Raw genomic sequence first — 19,275 nt, 5'->3', positions numbered from 1 at the left:
TTTGCAAGAATGTAGCCTTACGAGGAATACCCGCCAATCAAATGAGCGAAAGCACTACCGATCAGCAGTCACGACCGCGTCACGCTACCCCGGGCGATGTTGTCTTTCGTGTCCACGGCTTGACGAAGGTTTACCCAATGGGAGAAATCGAAGTCCATGCGCTTCGCGGCGTCGACCTGGAGCTGTATGCGGGTGAGTTCATCGTTATTTTGGGGGCCTCGGGAAGCGGCAAGTCGACACTGCTGAATATTCTGGGCGGATTGGATGTTCCCTCGTCGGGGCAGGTGATGTTTCGAAATGCAGAACTGACCGATAGTGACGAGGACGAATTAACGTGGTACCGACGTCGGCACGTTGGGTTTATCTTTCAGTTCTATAATTTGATCTCAAGCCTGACGGCACGTGAAAATGTTGCCTTAGTCGCCGACATCGCGGCTGATCCGATGCTTCCGCACGACGCATTAGAATTGGTCGGATTGGCTGACCGAATGGATCACTATCCGTCACAGCTTTCTGGCGGACAACAACAGCGTGTCGCGATCGCACGCGCTATCGGAAAACGCCCCGATGTTCTGTTCTGTGATGAACCGACCGGAGCGTTGGATGTTAAAACCGGCGCCGTGGTGCTCGAAGCGATCTCACGAATCAATGCACAACTTGGCACGTTAACCGCGGTGATCACGCACAACGCGGCGATCGCCGAAATGGCCCATCGCGTCATCGTACTGTCCGACGGACGTGTCTCGGAGATCCGTGTCAACGAAGCACGCAAGACGGCAAGCGAAGTAGTCTGGTGATCCGATGAGTACGCTCGACCGCATCTTGATCGCCGACGTCCGGCACATGTGGCGTCAGTTTTTAGCCATCGGGGTTTTGCTCGCCTGCGGGATCGCGATTTTCTTGATGAGTGGCAACACGATTGTCTCACTCGAAACCAGCCAACGTCTCTACTACAACGACGGGCGATTTGCCGAGGTCTTTGTCAGCCTGGTTCGAGCTCCCAACCGACTTGCATCGCGAGTCAAACAGATCCCCGGCGTCCGCCGAGTTCAAACGAGATTGGTTCGCGATGTTTTGTTGGACATTCCCAGTATGGTCGAACCGGCGTCGTGCAAATTGGTATCGATCGACCCCGATCCGAGCCAAAGTCTGAACCGTTTGTTTCTTCGTCGTGGACGGATGCCCCGGCCGACAGGGCGTGTGGAAGTCGTCGTCAGCGAGTTGTTCGCCGAGAAACAAGGCTTCCAACCAGGAGACCAAGTGCAAGCGATTCTAAGTGGCCGCAAGGAAACGCTGACGATCGTCGGTATCGGACTATCCCCGGAGTTCATCTACGTCGTGCAGCCAGGACTGATGGTGACCGACGACCGCCGTTACGGTGTGATGTGGATTCCACGCCGACAAATGGAAGCGGCATTTAGCATGGAAGGCGCCTTCAACAATTTGTCGGTCTCACTGCGTCCGAAAGCCAACGTCGCCGAAGTGCGTTTTCAGCTCGATCGCCTCACGCGGCCTTATGGTGGCACCGACAGTTACGACCGCGACGATCAACCGTCTCATCGCAGGCTTACCGACGAAATTGATCAAATGAAAACGATGGCCTTCGTCACGCCGTCGATTTTCATGGCGGTGTCTGCGTTTCTGTTCAACATTGTCTTCTCGCGTTTGATCGGCCAACAAAAAGAACAGATCGCGACGCTGCGAGCGTTCGGATACTTGCCTCGCGAAATCGTCTTCCACTATATCAAGATGGTCGCGGTATTGGTCGGCGGCGGCGTGGTGCTTGGCTTGGGGCTCGGGGTTTGGATGTCGGGATGGATTCTCGTCCAATATGCGAGATTCTTTCGCTTTCCGACAATGCTTCACGAGTTCTCGTACAACAGCGCCCTGATCGCCGCGGTTCTGGCACTGACAATCTCATTGCTAGGGACTTATTCGGCGATTCGACGTGCCAGTCGACTGGTCCCTGCCGAAGCGATGCGTCCGGAGGCTCCCAGGAACTACCGTGGCCTATGGGCCGAACGACTCGGACTCGCGCGGTTCCTTTCACCGATCGGTGCGATGATCGTGCGACGTTTGGAAACCAATCGTCGCGCAACGCTACTTTCTGTCCTCGGTATGTCATTGGGACTGGCGGTCTTGGTGCTCGGTTCATTCATGGAAGATACCGTCGACTTCGTGATCGATTCGGAGTTTCAACGTTCACAACGACAAGACGTCATGCTGAACTTTGTTGAAACACGTTCGGCCGACGCGGTGCATGATGTCGCCCATTTGCCGGGAGTAACCCGTGTCGAAGCCTTTCGTACCGTTCCCGCTCGGGTCAACCACGGACGACGGTCCTACCGGGTCGCGATCATGGGACTCGTCGAACACCCGACGTTGTATCGTATTCTTGACGAACACCAACAAGCGATCCGGCTACCCGAGCGCGGTGGCCTAACCATCACACGGAAACTGGCCGAGATCCTGAATGCTCGCGAAGGCACCCCGCTTCGTGTCGCCGTGCTCGAAGGTGATCGTTTGACGCTCGAACTTCCGGTCGCAAAAGTTTTTGAAAACTACACCGAGCCCGGCGCCTACATCAATCGACTCGAACTGAATCGATTACTTCGCGAAAGCAACGAGGTTTCCGGAGTCGCCCTGTCAGTGGCCCCAGGATCGATTCAAGACCTTTATCAAGAAGTAAAACAGACCCCGAGCATTGCCGGGGCGATGGATAAACAAGCGGCGATGGAAAACTTTCGCGATCTGGTTGCCGAAAGCACTTCGGTGATGCGGTCCGTCAATGCGATCTTCGCGACACTGATCGCGTTCGGCGTGATTTACAATTGCGCGATGATCATTCTTTCGGAACGATCACGCGACTTGGCAACACTTCGTGTGATGGGATTCACGAGGCTCGAAGCCGCCTGGGTTTTGCTTGGTGAAATCGCCATCATTACGGCGTTGTCGATCCCAGTCGGATTGCTCTTCGGATATGCCTTCGCCTACCTGATGGCTTTCGCGATGGATACCGAATCGTTTCGATTCCCGTTGGTAATCGAAACATCGACTTACGCTTACTCGGTCGTCGTTATTTTGATCGCCGCCCTGGTCAGTAGCCTTTATGTGCGGCGTCAGGTCAACGACCTCGACATGATCGGTGTACTCAAAGTCAAAGAGTGATGCGTCAGGAAATCCATGACCCTTGTGTCACCGTGATCAAGCGAAACGACTTAGAAAGAGTGCGTCCCAGTACGATCGTCCTGCCGCATCTCACCCGATTGAACCCCCTCGACAAATCTCATGAAACGACCCAAACGATTCCTGCTTTGGGGATCAATGATCATCGCCGGCGCGTTCGCGTTGTACTTCGGTTTTCGTCCCCCGCCGATTGCGGTGGACTACGTTTCGCCGGTTCGCGATCAACTTGAAATCACCGTCGATGATGACGGAGAGACACGCATTCGCGAAAAGTACACGGTGTCCGCACCGGTGACCGGAAAATTGTTGCGAGTCGTCCTGGATCCCGGTGACGAAGTGACCCAGGGAGAAACAGAATTGGCGCAGATTAAACCGGTCGATCCTGCGCTTTTGGATGTTCGCTCACGCGCCGAAGCAGAGGCCCGGGTTCGGGCCGCCCAAGCCGCGATGCAGCAGGCGGATGCGGCCGTCGTCCGAGCGAATGAGACGTTGCAGTTGGCCGAGCAAGATTTGAAACGCGCCGATCGTCTGCGTGCAAAAAACGCCCTCTCCGACGCGGACTATGACCAAGTCCAATCACGACACCGTATCGCAGTTGCGGAACGACGTTCAGCCGAATTTGCGGCCCGCGTTGCAACCTACGAAGTTGATCAAGCCGAGGCGGCGTTACAGTACACCGCGTCCGACGACGGCGATCTGCCTGACGAAACCGCGTTCCGTGTCCTGTCGCCGATCAACGGGCGCGTCCTCAACGTGTTTCTAGAGAACTCCACCGTTGTTAGTGCGGGAGAGTCATTGATGGAAGTCGGCGACCCCAAAGACATGGAACTTAAAATCGATGTGCTGTCGATCGATGCCGTTCGTGTGCGGCCCGGCAACTCGGTTTACATCGAACATTGGGGCGGCGACCAAACGTTACGCGGAACCGTGCGATTGGTCGAACCTGCCGCATTCCTGAAAGTCTCCGCGCTTGGTGTCGAAGAGAAACGAGTCAACGTGCTCATCGACTTTGATGATCCATGGGAAGTACGCCAGACGCTGGGCGACGGCTTCCGAGTCGAAGCTCGCATTGTGATCGATCAGTCGGCCCCACAAGGGCTGATCCTTTCGTCGGCAGCCCTGTTTACCGAACAAGACCAATGGATGGTGTTCAAAGTGCTCAATGGCATTGCGACCAAGCAACTGGTCGAAGTCGGCAAGACAAACGGCATGTTCACTGAAATATCGAGCGGCCTTGAAGAGCAAGACGTCGTCATCGAGCATCCGCCCGACACGTTGACCGACGGGACCAAGGTGCGTCCGATCCGCTAACGACGCTAAGCATGCGAGTTCCACCTATGAGCGGCGATTGGGAACCTCCCTCAACCCCGCAAGACGACTTCTCATGGGCGTGGATTACGACTTAAAATTCACCTGCCAGGATCCTTATCGCGCGTTCTGTGCGTTCCGACATCGTTGCCGAAACAACGCCGACACCATGACTCCGCCCGAGTCGTGGTGATTGAAATCCATGGGCAGACCACGCGCAGAGCAAAAGACGAGGCCCCGATGTCCATCGAACAAGAACTTGAACAATTCATGTCGGGGCTCAAAAAACGCAACCCCCATGAAGAAGAGTTTCATCAAGCGGTCGAAGAAGTCGCGACGTCTGTGTTGCCGTGGTACATGGATCACGAGGCTTATCGCAAAGCTCAGATTCTCGAACGTGTCACCGAGCCCGACCGCATCGTGACGTTCCGTGTTTGCTGGGAGACCGATGAAGGGGACGTTCGAGCCAACCGCGCCTGGCGGGTTCAATTCAATCACTCTCTCGGTCCGTACAAAGGCGGCTTGCGTTTTCATCCCTCGGTCACGCAAAGCATTCTCAAATTTCTCGGTTTTGAGCAGATCTTTAAGAACAGCTTGACGGGGCTACCGATGGGTGGCGCCAAAGGCGGATCCAACTTTAATCCCAAAGGCAAGAGCGAACGCGAGGTCATGCGATTTTGCCAATCGATGATGACCGAGTTGCATCGCCACATCGGTGAAGACGTCGACGTTCCGGCTGGCGACATCGGCGTCGGCGGGCGTGAAATCAGCTACTTGTTTGGCCAATACATGCGTCTTGAGAATCGTTGGAGTGGTGTGTTGACCGGCAAAGGCCTTTCGTTTGGTGGTAGCGCCGTACGGACCGAAGCGACAGGTTATGGCTGCGTTTATTTCTGCGAACACATGCTGGCTCAGCACGGAGAAGAAATCGCCGGGAAAAAAGTCGTCATCAGCGGCAGCGGAAACGTTGCCCTGTACGCGGCCGAGAAAGCGATCGAAAAAGGTACCAAAGTCGTCACGCTCAGCGACTCCAGTGGCTTTGTTCACGTCACCGATGGATTGACCGAGCAGCAACTGCATTTCGTCAAAGAACTCAAAGAGAATCGCCGCGGGAGGATCTCGGAACTCGCCGATGAATTTGGGTCAGTTAAATTCTATCCTAAAGCGCGCCCTTGGGGTGTCGACTGTGACGTGGCGTTGCCGTGCGCCACGCAAAACGAAATGGATGCCAGTGACGCGATCGAACTCGCCAGGTCGGGGTGCCTGGCGGTCTGCGAAGGAGCCAATATGCCACTGACCGCCGATGCCGCCAAAGTCCTCGCCGATCACAAGGTCTTGCATGCCCCGGGCAAAGCGTCCAACGCCGGTGGCGTGGCCGTCAGTGGACTCGAGCAGAGTCAAAACGCGATGCGGATTAGCTGGTCGCGTGAAGAAGTCGATGAGCGTTTGCGTTCGATCATCGCCAACATTCACGCTCGATGCGTCGAGTACGGCCATCAACAAGGACGCGTCAATTATGTCGACGGAGCCAACATCGCTGGCTTCAAAAAGGTCGCCGACGCTATGCTCGCTTACGGTGTCGTCTAACAGGTGCACGCCCCCCGTTGTCGTCGCGCGGCGATTCCAAGCTCGCTCGCTACTCACCGGCGATTGAACGCTTTTCTCGTCGGACTATGCGTCCGCCGCCTGCGGTCTGTCGTCCTATCGCCTGCCGTCTTTTCTGATTTCCCAGACGCGGCGCTCCTTCGGCGGGGACGCGACATCAACTTGATCGTCCTTTAAAGTAACCGGATGGTCCCTCGAACTGCCGATTCGGCACAAAAACGTCGGCACGGCGTTTGCCGTAGCGGTTCTCAGGCAAAAATACACGGTTCCGATGTGTAAGATGGACGCCATCACTGCGGTATCCCGAACAAATGGCTTCCCGACGCCGTGTATTTTGGCCTGTACCAGCAAGTTTGTGTTTCCGAATCATCGTTTTCGCTGACGGCAACGCGTTTGCTGAAGTCTTCCGGTTCAAAGCAATTGAGTGATAAATAACCAAATGAAACGATCAGACAACAACGAAAACTGGCTGGCCGCCCTGCCTGTGTTCAACGAAGTTGACTACGTGGACGAGATACTGGACCGGGTCGTCAAATTCGCCGATCATGTTTTGGTTGTCGATGACGGTTCAACAGACGGAACGGCTGAAAAACTCAGTGGTCGCAACGACGTGGTCGTGATCCGGCATCAAACAAACCAAGGCTACGGCGCGGCTCTGAAAACGGCCTTTGATTACACGCTGGGGCAATCGTTCGACGGTGTCGTCACGCTCGATTGTGACGGCCAACACCAGCCCAAACGGATTCCCGCCTTTATCGACATGGCCCGTTCGGCCGACATCGTTTCGGGAAGTCGCTACCTGCACCACTTTGAAGGTGATGATGCCCCACCGGAAGAGCGACTGCTGATCAATCGCCGCATCACGGCCGATTTGAATCGGCGTCTGGGGCTGCAATTAACAGATTCTTTCTGTGGTTTTAAAGCGTATCGTGCCGAAGCACTTCGCCAATTCGAAATCACAGATACCGGTTACGCGATGCCGCTACAACTGTGGGTCCAAGCCGCCGCCGCCGGTTTGCGAGTCGTGGAGATGGCGGTCCCATTGATCTATCTCGACTTGGCTCGTTCGTTTGGTGGTTCACTCGATCACGCACAGACCCGACTGGATTACTACAACCGGGTGATCGAAAGCGAGATCCACCGACTGCACGCCAACGGACAACAGGTCTTCCATGCGATCAGTGGCGAACCCGTTTGCCCAGATCAGCCGAGATAATTGTTGATGGCCGATTTGAAGGTGACCACTTCGCTGCGGCGAAACGATGACGTGTCCAAGTCGCGGTTTAAACCCTATCGCGCCCCGAGGCAACATGGTGAAAGTCTGATCGAGCCGTCGTTGGCAAACGCTGAATCGATGCTGCGCGACAACCAACAGGCATTGGGTAGCCTGCCTTCGTCGCTGCAACAGTTGCGTCGACCGGCGCGAGAAACGTTGCTGCGTGATTCGTTGAAATACACCCGTGCCTATCGCGATGTCGATACGACGGATTTGTCAAGTGATTCGATCGTCATGGCAGGTCACCAGCCGACGCTGTTTCATCCGGGGGTTTGGTTCAAAAACTTTGCGCTCGATCGAGTCGCCAAGTTATCGGCCGCGACGGCGGTCAATCTTGTCGTCGATAGCGATGTTGCCCACTCTAGTGCGATCCGTGTTCCGCAACTGAACCGATCAACGGGCCAAGTCCAAAGCACCAGCGTCGCCTTCGACCAGCACAGCGGCGGAGTTCCTTATGAACAGTCCCTGATCGAACATCGCGAGTTGTTTGACAGCTTTGACGCTCGTGTTCGGGACTCGGTCCAATCAATCGTCGCCGACCCGCTCGTCGATCAACTCTGGCACCACGCCCGCGAAGCAATTCGTCGGTGCGGCTTTGCCGGTTGTGCGCTCGCACAGGCTCGGCATGCACTCGAACATGACCTCGGACTCTCGACACTTGAGGTCCCACAAAGCGTTGTCTGTCGCACCGAATCGTTCGCCAACTTTGCGATGCAGGTTTTGTGTGACTTGCCGCGGTTCCATGCGTGCTACAACGATTCCGCTGATCTTTATCGGCAGATCCATGGCATCCGCAGCAACGCGCATCCGGTTCCCAACCTGGCTCGCGATGGCGATTGGTTCGAGGCGCCCTTTTGGCTCTACGGCAACCGATCGGCAAAGCGTCAAGCCGTTTGGGTTCGTTACTGCGATGGTGGCAGTGCGATCGAAATTGGTGACCGACAGAACCGGACTCGCAAGATCGCAAACGCGAATTCGGAGTCGGCTTACGAGGCTTTGCATGCGTTACAGAGTCCAGAATTCAAGCTGCGTAGCCGCGCGTTAGTGACGACGATGTATGCCCGTTTGGTCCTTAGTGATCTCTTTCTACACGGCATCGGTGGCGGAAAGTATGACCAGCTCGGCGATCTGATCAGTCAACGGTATTGGGATTGTCCGACGCCACAGATGATGGTGCTATCGGCCACCGTGATGTTGCCCGGACACGAATCGTTTGCCCCGCAACTGATTCAGCAACGACAAATCGAAGTTGACCGTCAGCTGCGCGACCTCGATTTCCATGGCGAGTCCTTTCGTGACCAAGCCGATTCGCCGGAGCCAGAGCTCGAGCAGTGGATCACACGCAAACGGCAATTGCTCGATGACATTCCACCTCACGGTCAACGGCTTCAGTGGCATCGTGAAATCACTGCGATCAATCGGCAGCTCGGTGAATCGCTTCACGTGCTTCGGCAACAACTTACGCAGGAACGTTCGCGCCTGAGTCGACGTGAAAAAGATGCGGCGCTGTTTTGCAGTCGCGAACATTCTTTCTGCTTCTACCCTCTGCCATACCTGCAAGCAACCTATGAAGGGATGCTCCGCTAGCACGTTCGAGTGAGTGTCGTCGCTTGTCCAAGCGTTGACGGTCGACCGATAGGCGTTCCCAGAGGAATCGCCGCGGGGCGGGAGCGGGCCATTCAACATGACTGAAGGTCCAAGACTTGCGCCGACGTTGCTCATCGCGGCACGTTTTCATCATCCGACCACAAGGCTCTGGAAATTCGATTATGCTTTTTGCTGATCGAGTTTTTCCTTTTACGGATCGAGCCATGAGTCACTCGCTAAATCGTCGTCAAGTGTTGAAAACCGGATCGGCCGCTGCCGGTCTCGCTTGCTTCTCAACTTCCGCTGCCAATGGGCAAGCCACTCCTTCGCAAAAATTCCGGACGGCTCACATCGGCGTCGGCGGAATGGGGGGATCCGACCTACGTTCGATCGCATCGCACGGTTCGGTCGAAGTCGCTGCGTTGTGTGACGTCGACGCAAAGCGATTGGCCGAGGCGGCGGCGAAACATCCCAACGCAAAGACCTTCACCGACTATCGCGAGATGATCGCAACGCTCGGAGATTCGATCGATGGGGTTGTCGTTTCAACTCCCGATCACACCCATGCCCCCGCCGCGATGGCCGCCATGAATGCCGGCAAGCCTGTGTATTGCCAAAAGCCGCTAACCCACGAAGTGGTTGAAGCGCGGCGGCTACGCGAAGTTGCCGAGGAAAAAAACTTGGTGACCCAAATGGGGATCCAGATTCATTCCAGCCGTGCTTATCGGCAAGCAGTCCTGATGATTCAAGACGGTGTGATCGGTAAGGTAAAAGAAGTCCACGCGTGGTCGAATAAGAATTGGGGCTACGACAAGCCGTCGCTGCCCGAACCCGCAGCCGCTCCTGATCACCTGAACTTTGACCTTTGGCTGGGCACGGCGGCGGATCGAGAGTACGTCCCCGGCGTTTACCACCCTGGCCAATGGCGGAAACTGATTGACTTTGGCACCGGAACGCTCGGTGACATGGGAGTCCATATCTTCGACACACCTTACGCGGCTCTCGAACTGACCGCACCAAACTGGGTGAAAACCGATTGTCGTCAGCCGACCGGTGTCGGGCATCCTGAACGCAATGTTGTCGAATACGAATTTCCACAAACGCGTTTCACGACCGAAACGATGAAGTGGAAATGGTACGACGGTTCGTTCGCACCACCATCGCCTAGCGAAGTCGGATTGCCCGAAGGCACCCAATTGCCCGGACAGGGTTCATTGTTTGTCGGTGAAGACGGCCACCTGCTTCTTCAGCACATCGCCGACGCGGTCCTGTTCCCGACAGAGAAGTTCAAAGACTACAAGCGTCCAGAAGTCGAAGGTGAAAGCCACTATCATCAATGGGTCGATGCCTGCATGGGCAAGGGAAAGGCGAGTGCACCGTTCTCCTTCGGTGGGCCGTTGACCGAGGCGTTATTGCTGGGCGTGGTAGCCAACCGCTTTCCCAATCAAAAACTGCTTTGGAATGCCGAACAAATGGCGATCACCAACCATGAAGCTGCGAATAAGCTGCTCCGAAGTGACTATCGTCAAGGCTTCGAAGTCGAAGGGCTGTCGTAATCGATCGACGGTTGGTGACACTGATCCGTTCTTCCCACCCTGGTTAATTCGTCCCTAATTTTTGCCATGAACATGAAACGTCGAACCTTTATCGCCGCGACCGCATCGGCCGGCGCGATCGGATGCCTATCGAACTCTCATCTGCCGGCGGCCGAGAAGATGTCTCTCAGTAAGGGTGATGTCATTTTGTTTCAAGGCGATTCGATTACCGACGCGGGACGCAATAAGAAGTCGCCCGTCGCAAACGAAGGGCTCGGAAACGGATACCCGAAGTTTATCGCCCAGTCACTTCAGAAAGACTATGCTGATCTGGACCTGCAAATTCATAACCGCGGGATCTCGGGCAACAAAGTCCCCGATCTCGACAAGCGTTGGCAAGACGATTGTATCGCGATCGAACCGAAGATTCTCAGTATCTTGATCGGTGTTAACGATATTTGGCATCGCCTGAACGGTCGTTATGACGGCACCGCAGAAACCTATCGAGATGGTTTCGCGGCACTTTTAAAGCGAACGCGAAAGGCGCTCCCCAAGACGACGTTTGTCATTTGCGAACCGTTCGTCTTGATGAGCGGAACGGTCAAGGATAACGAGGATCGTTGGTTTCCCGAATTTGCCACTCGCCGCGACTATGCCAAGCAGGTTGCGACCGAAGCCGGTGCGATCTGGGTGCCTTTTCAAACGATGTTCGACAAGGCCGTCGCCGACGGCACCGCACCTCAAGACCTCGCACGCGACGGAGTCCATCCGACCCAACAAGGTCATCAATTGATGGCCCAGACCTGGCGCGACGTCGTTGGCATCTAGTATCAAAACCAATCACCGCCCCGCAGCGTCAACGTTGCGGTCGCTTTTAGCATTGAAAGCGGAAACGCAACTGTCGAATTCGCAAGATGAGGTAGGGTAAGTGGAAATACCTTCCGCATCCTAAGATGCTGAGCCTTGGTTAGATCGCTTGGAAATCATGCAACGTCGCAAGCTAAGCAGGTGGTCGGAAGTTTTTGGGTTTGGTAATTTGACGCGAAAGCGAGGAACGAACCGGCGAAAAAAGAGGCCCCTCGCTTACGCATCGGGTTGCCATTTGTCGTAAGATTTCTATCCGCCTACTTACAACAAGTCGCAGTAACAGATTTCAAAAAACAGCAGGCTGCAAATCACTCTTTAATCTGGCCATAGATCACGAAGGGGGCCCACGTCTGAACCGGAAGGCGTTCGGACGGGTATAGCTTTCGATCGGTGTTCCGTCCGCCTTGAAGCATTGCTATTTTTGCAAGTCGCAGTGCCTCCGCCGCATTGTATTTTTCGGTGAGCGCGTAGTGATAGAAATGGTCAATGAGATCAATCGTGGATCGATCGAAGACGGAACTTAGCGTTGTAATGGATGCACCTGCACCCGAAATCGCAAGAGCCCTTTGGATCCCCAGTTGCCCTTCGTTCAAAACGCGAACCCCTGGTGTTGTTTCACACGCAGCTACAAATACGATCTCGGCACTTGTTAAGTCACACATGGCAAGTTCGTCGACCCACATGATCCCTGGGGTGGGATTGGTTCGTGCAAAGACCAAGTTGGCACCGGAAAGGGCAATTCCACTCATCCCGAGCGAAGCGTTCGCCCCAGGGCGATTAGGGGTAGCTCGTGTAGCTAGAGAAAAACCATGAGTATCAAAATGGATATGAGACTTCCCTGAAAGCGAGTTCCCAACGGTCGTCTCGTCTGCATCACCCCCGACGAGCCGCAAGATACTAGCCGATGGATGTCGTTCGCGAAATTTCTGAGCAACTGAGTTGATCGATTGCGGGACGGACGCAAGTGGTGAAAATAAAGGCTCGTGGTCCGCGTTGCCTTTCGATTCCCCGTAATCGATGTCGCTAACGATCAACATCGATTTCGCTTCACTCTTCGCATCCTGCTTAATCGCCGGCGAACCAAGTAGTCGCGGAGCGATCGTATACGAGATCGAAGTTGATTCAAGAAGATATGAGCCTGCCTTTGTACCCGGCAACGCCGAAAAAGGGCAAGCAGCCAGAGGGCCGTCGGGTGAGACAATTAATCGTCGCGGAAGCTCTGATACTGAGACAATCGGATCTAGAACCAACTTCCGAAGGTTGCGTCCAAGTCGCTTTACTTCATGCCGTGTAAGCGCAGCGGATGAACCCCCGTAATCGCTAACCTCTTGATCCAAGGCGTCTAACCATCGTTCTAGTGCCTGCTTGATCCGTTTCGATCCACCTAAGTCGGCGAAACGTACAGAGCCATCGTGCGACAACGCAAACGCACATAGCATGCGATCATTCGATAGAGCAAGAGTGTCGTTTGGATTGGAGTACTCGATGAAATCGACGAGCACTTGGTCCGATTTAAGGCCTCCAACGATCGACGCGAATCGAGCATCCGGCGATTCAGAAATCGGCGGAACTTTGATAGAGATTTGTTTTTGCAGCGTTTTTCGCAATTGCAAAAGGTCGTCTACGGATTGCTCACCTACAGGGACACCTTCCATCAAAATGGAGGTGAGTTGCTGGTTCACACTTCGCAACTCAGCGGCAACCTCGGAAAGTTCCGGGGTCCGTCGTATCAACGCATGCCTTCGTTGATATTCCGTGAGTATTCCCTTAGCCATAATCAGGTTTTTGTAGGCATCTTTGCATTCGATCAAATCATGGCTTAACAATAGAAGGATACGGTTGATCTCATCTCGTTGACTCGCCGAATGGGCAAACTGTTCGGACTGCGAATAGATACCGAAGATCGATTGGTTCCGGAGGTGATCAGATTGACTCAAATCGTTGAGTAACTTTCCTGCTTCGACTCTATTGCCTAAGTATGTTTGGGTCAGGAACTTCGAGTGCTTTACTGCATAGTACGGTCGGCTGAACTCACCATAGATTTCGATAGCAGCTTTTTCTGCTTCATCTAGGGATCTCAAGGCTTGCTCGAATTTCTTATCACGCAACAACTGAATACCCTTTGAAAAGGCGATGTTATACGCCGCACCGCCACCTAGGTTTGATTCTCCAACGCTGGATTCGCTTTGCGCGATCATTCGCCTTGCCTGGGCATCATCGCCGACGGCTTGGTACGCATCGATCAAAGCAGATCGAGTCGCGTTAATTAGACCTGGGTCGCCGAAAGTGCTGGATTCCAGAATTTCCAACGCGTGTTCAAGTTGTTGCCTCGCGCGATCATTTTCTCCATCCTGCTTAAGGTGTCGACCGAAGAGCTGTAGCCCATAGGCATAAGCTTTCGATTTTGTAATCCCAAGGTCGTCGGATGACTTGAGCGCCTTTGTGAACCATCGATCAGCCTCCTCCTTCCTTTCCAGAACACTATAAGCAAATCCCAGGCGAAACATCGTGAGAATAACGCGAGGATCTTCGTTACCAAATTTTTCGATCGATCGTTTCAAAAGGTTTTCAAGGATCTCGGTTGATTCTCCAGCCATTCCCCGGTTTCCAAGTACTATCGCCAGGTTTGACTCAGCCCAAAGGGTTCTTGGATGGTTTGCTCCAAGAAGTTCGAGGCATTTGGTAGCCAGCTTCTCAATGGTTGAATACCCGTCGCTAGAAAGTGATCGAATCTCCAATTCACTCTTCATGCTCAATTGATCGATCTCGATCAACTTTCGCCGACGATTTTCGTCGGCGGTGGAGATATCTTCTGCAAATTGAAATTGTTCAATTTGCTCGTAGTAGTCTCGATCCGCATTTTCGCCATGGCGAAGCCTGAGCAGCTCAATCAGTTGTCTTGCAAGAGCCCCATACGTGTCATAGTTCTTTTCCTCTCTGCACTGCCTTGCATTGAGGAAGAGAATGTTGATGCCCAAGTCGACTCCTTGTCGAGAGTGTTCGCACACACTTCCAGCAATATCCAGCATCTCAGAGAGCGTTTGACGGACCTTCAAAAGGTCAGCCGACTTTGGGTCGAGACGAGCCATGATATCGCTCGCAAGAAGAAACGTGCGAAGCGTTTCGGGGTGCTGCGGGCCCAGCGACTTTGCGAATACACGTTCCGCACGTCGATAGTGCTCAATCGCCTGTTGCGGTTTGGACTGCAAGTCCATGCATGTTGCCAGGTTTTGGAGCACGAGTGCGCTCCCATAGTGGTTCGATCCTTTATTGGCTTCACAAAGCTTGAGTTTCTTTCGTTCGGCATTCTCCCACTCTGAAAGCAAATTTTGTGACCGGTAGCGGGTCGCTTGCGAAGAAAGCTTTGTGAATTCCCTCCAAAACTCTTCGTCTTTCTGGGTGGAATGTACAGGGGTTCCCGACACAGACCAAGTGTTCAAGATGATCGGTGTCTTTGGCTGGGCGACTGCTGCCGCGTGACAATGCGCTCCAAGAATTCCACTAAAAGCAGTCCCGATCGCCTGATTACCAAACGAGACTTTGATCACTCCAAAGTCATAGGCGATTTTCCAAAGTTCGCTGCTTTCTAGAGACTTGAATACCGGGAGTTTCCTAAGCGATACGACCTCAAAAGTCGGAAGGCCTGATTGTGGTCTCAGTTCGATCAGTTCAGGCTGACGCACCCATCCTTCCGACGTGAGTCGCCGGTGTAGAACAACAACGATCTGACGATTGTTGCTAAAAAGCAATTGAATATGCGTGACATGTTGCTGCGACTGCTCAGTGGGTGAGATCTCAACCTCGAATTGAAATTTCGCAGCCGACAACACTTTGCGTAGAATGGATGAACTTGCACCAAGCTTGATCTCACCTGGGGACCACTGAGTTTGGCCAGAAACTTCATTTGCACGTTTGTCATTGATCGAAAAGTCATCGCTGAAAGAGCACTCACGTTCGGCAGGCTTTTCCGCATGACAGAGAGGCGGTCCGCCGTCGATAATACAAAACGTCAAAAAACAGGTGATGAGACCTAATCGATACATACTACGATTCGTTAGACGAATGGGAAAAATCTAAGCAGCTAACCGAAAAGTGACATACGGCAACGCCTGAGCCGACGGCCGTCGCACGTCTCATGGTTTTCGGATGCTGTGATGCAGGCTGGACACCCGTGTATTCGGCTCCTGGTATCGGAAAACCGGGCGACAGACGCTGCAAGTATAGTGCACCCCGCCAACCTGAGTGGTCTGTTGGCGAGTCCATTCCAATAATCGTTGCAACCACGTAGTTCTGTAGCGGTTAACCACCAGGACGCTCGCGGGATCTCTGATAAGCTGAAGTCGCGTGTGCTTTTTCGTGATCTCCAATTTGTCCGGGTAGCTTCCAGTTGACTCGACACGAGGAGAACAGGGGGTAAGAAAAGTCACCGAATTGTGTTAGCATGCCATAGAAATCAATCCGTCTATCCCACAAGGCACGGCTAGGCTACGTGCAAAAGCAGCGAATTGCTGGAATGGAGACAATGTTTCCATTACCAGTGACGCCCGCTCTTTCGAAGTCCAAGAGAAGTGCTCTGTTCCACCTGGTAACTTCACACTGTCAGGAGCGAAAGCGAAGGACAACGAAAGTCCGATCCAGACCTTGCGAGATTGATACATCGACTAGTCGGCAAGACTGTCTTTCGGACGCTGACGGGATTCGCTAGTCTGCCCAAACCGATCGGAGTCGTCTCTTTGACGGTCGATGTATTGAATTGTGGCGGGATGCCAGCCTGGAGTGCGAAGATGGCGGATAAAATAAGTTTGGTATGGTGCTCAGCGGCCTTGATGCTCATCGTCTCGGGGTGTCGTTCGAACGCAAAGCGAAGCCCGGACATCGTTGCCGACATCCCGATGCCAGAAGTCGAAACGCCACCCGCATCGGCATCGCCATGGGAGTCTTTGACGTTCGTCCATCGACCAGAGTTTCAGCAGGGTACCGGGCCAATTGACCCGGGTGACTTGCCAGGCTTCACGGCGACCGATTCCGGACTGAGATATCGTGTCTTAAGACAATCTTCTGGAAAGAAGCCCAGTGCTGACGATACCGTGACAGTCAACTATCGCGGCTGGCTCAATAGTGGAAGGGTGTTTGACAGTTCTTACGAACGCGGCAAACCAACCACATTTCCACTGGGAAGCGTCGTCGCCGGCTGGACCGAAGGACTGCAACTCGTCGGTGAAGGGGGAATGATCGAGCTTTGGATTCCGTCCAAACTTGGCTATGGTGAACGTGGTTCCCCAGGCTCGATTCCTCCCCATTCGCATCTCCACTTCATTGTCGAATTAATTGATGTGGAATAGACGTGCAAGGATGCACGCTTCTAAGAAAATCTCGGCGTTACGGTAGAACGCAATGCGGTTTGTCACCGACCGGGCGTCGGTCGCGGGACCCGCTATCACCAAGCCAAAACCGATGCGAGCATGTTTGACGGTTCACTTGAGATTACCTCTGAGTGGTCGCCCCCGGAGCCGGAAGACGACCAGTCAGGTTACAGCAAGCCAGGACACACCCTGCGATGTGGCCTTCGAGCGGACCTTTACATGCGTTGTAGAATTGCACCGACGATCGCACGACGCAGTTCATCTTTGGCCGACCGTTCGATAGTCGGTGACTTACGAGGATCATGACGTCGTTGCAAGTCGGCTCCGATCCCGTAAGCTGGGTGCGTCCCTGCGCGTCCACTTGGTCGGTGATGATCGTGAGGGTGAGCGACGTTGCCCCTGTGACGGCTGTTCCAATCTCCGAAGTCGTTCCAGTTTCCCGCGGAGTTGGGACCTCGATTCTGGTGAATCGAACCAATGTGAGGAGGCGTTACCGGAGGCTTGGCCAGCGATCGTACCGAGATCGACGGGTTTGAAACGTGAACACTTACCCCGCCGCGGCTGCCGATGTTGCAAGTTCCGATCGGGCGCCCCAGTTGCAATGCATTTAGTTCACGAACAACGCCGGCGAAGTGAAAACTTACCAGGCGCCACGATGCTTCTAGGCGTGGGCAGTACGGGTACCGGCCTTGGTGGAAGAAGACGCTCTCAACTTGACGATGTAGCGACTCTGTTTTCGCAAATTTCTCAAACAAACGATCGATTCGCCGTAGGTCTCTCGATGCCGAACGCAAATGACTGGTGCTGTCTTCCAGGTCGTCGACTAACCGCTCGTCGCAACGCTCGACACCATCCGTTCGCAACACCAATCGTTCAAAATCTTTAACCGCGTCGCGGTAATGGTCTGCCGAGTCGTAAACGAGCGATTCGTGTCCCGCCCGCGCCGGGGTCGAAATGATCATTCCGAGGGCCAGTGAAGCAACAGCGGCAAACGTTTTGGCAATTTGATTCATCCTGGAGTCTCCAGTGCAATGGGGGGCGTGTCTATGCCGCAATCCGGCGGCAATGATTGGTGCCAGTTTCACGACATCTATAAAGCATCCGCTGTGCCAAATTTTCTTTGGAGTCGATAAGTCGCTACCAGCAAAGCACTTAACGAAAACGAAGTGAATTGAACACGCCATCAGCGCCATCGAATCGACACAGCATGTCGCTGCAGCGCAGTCTATTTGACTCGGTCGATGTAGTTCGCGGTGGCTTCCGCAAGGGGCACAACCTCGGGGGGATTCCTTAGGAAACCATGTCACCGGGCCCAACTGTCAGCCCCACAGCAGGGCGAGCACCCGAATCGGGATGGCCGCGAAGGCAGGGGATTCATGGAAAAGCGATTTGGAGCATTTCTCTTGTCATCAAATCGCCGTTGCCGCTATCCTCCAGCGGATCTTCATTTCAGATGCAGCAGCGAAAAGGAAGTCGCCATGGCAATTCGACTGGACGAGCTAAGCCAATTGGTAGGTGGTACCCTCCACGGCGATGGAACTGCGCTATGTCATGGCGCGAATCCGTTGGAGTTGGCCGCCGCTAACGAGATCACCCTGGTTGTCCAACCGACACCGCAGGTTCGTGAGATTGCGGCGTTGGCAATCGTGACCGCCAAATTGATCGAGGAATGCGAGTGTCCTCAATTGCTCGTGGATGATCCTCACGCCGCGTTTGCCCAGATCGTAAGACAATTTCGACCGCCGCTTCCTGTCCAAATTTCGAACGAAGGAACCGCGTCGAACGCTCGCATCGCAGATTCGGCATCGATTCACCCCAGTGCCACCATCGCCGCCGACGTGGTCGTCGGTGAGCGAACATTAGTGATGCCAGGTGTGGTGATCATGAGCGGTTGCACGATCGGATCGGATTGTGTGCTGCATCCGAACGTCACGCTTTACACGCACACTCGAATCGGCGACCGAGTACGGATTCACGCATCTTCGACGCTGGGGGCCGACGGGTTTGGTTATCGATTTGAAGGTGGACGCCACGTCCCAGCATCCCAGCTTGGGTACGTGGAAATTGAATCAGACGTTGATATCGGCGCCGGTGTGACGATTGATCGGGGGACTTATGGCGCGACACGAGTCGGCGAAGGGACAAAGATTGATAACCAAGTCATGATCGCGCACAACTGTCAGATCGGTCGGCACAATCTGATTTGCAGTCAAGTCGGAATCGCAGGTTCGTGCCAAACCGGTGACCATGTGATCCTTGCCGGACAAGTCGGCTTGAAAGATCACATCCGACTCGGTGACGGAGCCATCGTCGGCGCCAAGGCCGGCGTGATGGACAACTGCGACGGCGGCCAGGTTTACTTGGGGGCTCCCGCGATGCCACAGCGTGACCAGATGCAGATCTTCGCATTACAACGCAAGCTTCCGGAAATGCGACGTGAGTTAAAAGCAATGCGAAAACAGATCGCGACGCTACAGGCGGCGTTACCGGAGTCCGGATCCAATGAGCGAGCGGCTTAATGCGACGTCGTAGTTATGGGCGGGATCTC

The 19,275-nt window shown here is 54.3% G+C and carries 12 protein-coding genes; 10 read left to right on the top strand and 2 right to left on the bottom strand.

Translation table 11 applies throughout. The features are described 5' to 3' along the window. Positions 1 to 41: 41 nt before the first annotated feature. The 8 genes from FYC48_RS00595 to FYC48_RS00560 all read left to right on the top strand — a co-directional run bounded on the left by FYC48_RS00595 (position 42) and on the right by FYC48_RS00560 (position 11,325). Positions 42 to 797 (top strand): ABC transporter ATP-binding protein, encoded by a 756-nt coding sequence (locus FYC48_RS00595; RefSeq protein ID WP_149494771.1) that lies wholly within the window; start codon positions 42 to 44, stop codon positions 795 to 797. 4 nt (positions 798 to 801) lie between these two features. Continuing rightward, positions 802 to 3,168: an ABC transporter permease gene (locus FYC48_RS00590; protein WP_149494770.1), complete on the top strand. Its 2,367-nt coding sequence runs from the start codon at positions 802 to 804 to the stop codon at positions 3,166 to 3,168. 120 nt (positions 3,169 to 3,288) lie between these two features. Beyond that, entirely contained in the window at positions 3,289 to 4,497 is a 1,209-nt protein-coding gene (locus FYC48_RS00585) for an efflux RND transporter periplasmic adaptor subunit (protein ID WP_149494769.1), read from the top strand. A gap of 237 nt (positions 4,498 to 4,734) precedes the next feature. After that, entirely contained in the window at positions 4,735 to 6,081 is a 1,347-nt protein-coding gene (gene gdhA, locus FYC48_RS00580; protein ID WP_149494768.1) for an NADP-specific glutamate dehydrogenase, read from the top strand. Between the two features lie 457 nt (positions 6,082 to 6,538). Beyond that, the gene (locus tag FYC48_RS00575) at positions 6,539 to 7,315 is read left to right on the top strand and encodes a glycosyltransferase family 2 protein (RefSeq protein ID WP_149494767.1); all 777 of its coding nucleotides are present in this window, start codon (positions 6,539 to 6,541) and stop codon (positions 7,313 to 7,315) included. A 6-nt stretch (positions 7,316 to 7,321) separates the two neighbouring features. Next, positions 7,322 to 8,962 carry a hypothetical protein gene (locus FYC48_RS00570; RefSeq protein WP_149494766.1) on the top strand — a complete coding sequence of 547 codons (1,641 nt, stop codon included), beginning with the start codon at positions 7,322 to 7,324 and terminating at the stop codon, positions 8,960 to 8,962. A gap of 224 nt (positions 8,963 to 9,186) precedes the next feature. Then, positions 9,187 to 10,518 (top strand): Gfo/Idh/MocA family protein, encoded by a 1,332-nt coding sequence (locus tag FYC48_RS00565; RefSeq protein WP_149494765.1) that lies wholly within the window; start codon positions 9,187 to 9,189, stop codon positions 10,516 to 10,518. 72 nt (positions 10,519 to 10,590) lie between these two features. Further along, positions 10,591 to 11,325, top strand: coding sequence for an SGNH/GDSL hydrolase family protein (locus FYC48_RS00560; RefSeq protein WP_230627413.1), 735 nt, complete (start codon positions 10,591 to 10,593; stop codon positions 11,323 to 11,325). Positions 11,326 to 11,672: 347 nt separating this feature from the next. Here FYC48_RS00560 and FYC48_RS00555 read toward each other — a convergent pair whose 3' ends face one another. Then, positions 11,673 to 15,407, bottom strand: coding sequence for a CHAT domain-containing tetratricopeptide repeat protein (locus tag FYC48_RS00555; protein WP_149494763.1), 3,735 nt, complete (start codon positions 15,405 to 15,407; stop codon positions 11,673 to 11,675). A 741-nt stretch (positions 15,408 to 16,148) separates the two neighbouring features. On the opposite strand from FYC48_RS00555, the gene FYC48_RS00550 reads away from it, so the two are divergent. Then, positions 16,149 to 16,706 carry an FKBP-type peptidyl-prolyl cis-trans isomerase gene (locus FYC48_RS00550; protein WP_149495761.1) on the top strand — a complete coding sequence of 186 codons (558 nt, stop codon included), beginning with the start codon at positions 16,149 to 16,151 and terminating at the stop codon, positions 16,704 to 16,706. 236 nt (positions 16,707 to 16,942) lie between these two features. Here FYC48_RS00550 and FYC48_RS00545 read toward each other — a convergent pair whose 3' ends face one another. Continuing rightward, positions 16,943 to 17,740 carry a hypothetical protein gene (locus FYC48_RS00545; protein WP_149494762.1) on the bottom strand — a complete coding sequence of 266 codons (798 nt, stop codon included), beginning with the start codon at positions 17,738 to 17,740 and terminating at the stop codon, positions 16,943 to 16,945. Between the two features lie 465 nt (positions 17,741 to 18,205). Here FYC48_RS00545 and lpxD point away from each other — a divergent pair, with 465 nt between their 5' ends. Continuing rightward, positions 18,206 to 19,246 (top strand): UDP-3-O-(3-hydroxymyristoyl)glucosamine N-acyltransferase, encoded by a 1,041-nt coding sequence (gene lpxD / locus FYC48_RS00540; RefSeq protein WP_235034006.1) that lies wholly within the window; start codon positions 18,206 to 18,208, stop codon positions 19,244 to 19,246. The last annotated feature ends 29 nt before the right edge of the window (positions 19,247 to 19,275 follow it).

The sequence above is a fragment of the Roseiconus lacunae genome, from assembly GCF_008312935.1.
GTDB classification, from domain to species: domain Bacteria; phylum Planctomycetota; class Planctomycetia; order Pirellulales; family Pirellulaceae; genus Stieleria; species Stieleria lacunae.
Note: the sequence above shows the minus strand (reverse complement) of the source record. Positions and strands in the feature narration are given on the sequence as shown.

What these genes read in the sequence shown, in the direction of transcription:
- FYC48_RS00585 (WP_149494769.1), top strand. Translation starts at nt 3,289, where the DNA reads ATGAAACGACCCAAACGATTCCTGCTTTGGGGATCAATGATCATCGCC.
- lpxD (WP_235034006.1), top strand. Translation starts at nt 18,206, where the DNA reads ATGGCAATTCGACTGGACGAGCTAAGCCAATTGGTAGGTGGTACCCTC.
- gdhA (WP_149494768.1), top strand. Translation starts at nt 4,735, where the DNA reads ATGTCCATCGAACAAGAACTTGAACAATTCATGTCGGGGCTCAAAAAA.
- FYC48_RS00550 (WP_149495761.1), top strand. Translation starts at nt 16,149, where the DNA reads ATGGCGGATAAAATAAGTTTGGTATGGTGCTCAGCGGCCTTGATGCTC.
- FYC48_RS00555 (WP_149494763.1), bottom strand. Translation starts at nt 15,407, where the DNA reads ATGTATCGATTAGGTCTCATCACCTGTTTTTTGACGTTTTGTATTATC.
- FYC48_RS00575 (WP_149494767.1), top strand. Translation starts at nt 6,539, where the DNA reads ATGAAACGATCAGACAACAACGAAAACTGGCTGGCCGCCCTGCCTGTG.
- FYC48_RS00545 (WP_149494762.1), bottom strand. Translation starts at nt 17,740, where the DNA reads ATGAATCAAATTGCCAAAACGTTTGCCGCTGTTGCTTCACTGGCCCTC.
- FYC48_RS00595 (WP_149494771.1), top strand. Translation starts at nt 42, where the DNA reads ATGAGCGAAAGCACTACCGATCAGCAGTCACGACCGCGTCACGCTACC.
- FYC48_RS00570 (WP_149494766.1), top strand. Translation starts at nt 7,322, where the DNA reads ATGGCCGATTTGAAGGTGACCACTTCGCTGCGGCGAAACGATGACGTG.
- FYC48_RS00590 (WP_149494770.1), top strand. Translation starts at nt 802, where the DNA reads ATGAGTACGCTCGACCGCATCTTGATCGCCGACGTCCGGCACATGTGG.
- FYC48_RS00560 (WP_230627413.1), top strand. Translation starts at nt 10,591, where the DNA reads ATGAAACGTCGAACCTTTATCGCCGCGACCGCATCGGCCGGCGCGATC.
- FYC48_RS00565 (WP_149494765.1), top strand. Translation starts at nt 9,187, where the DNA reads ATGAGTCACTCGCTAAATCGTCGTCAAGTGTTGAAAACCGGATCGGCC.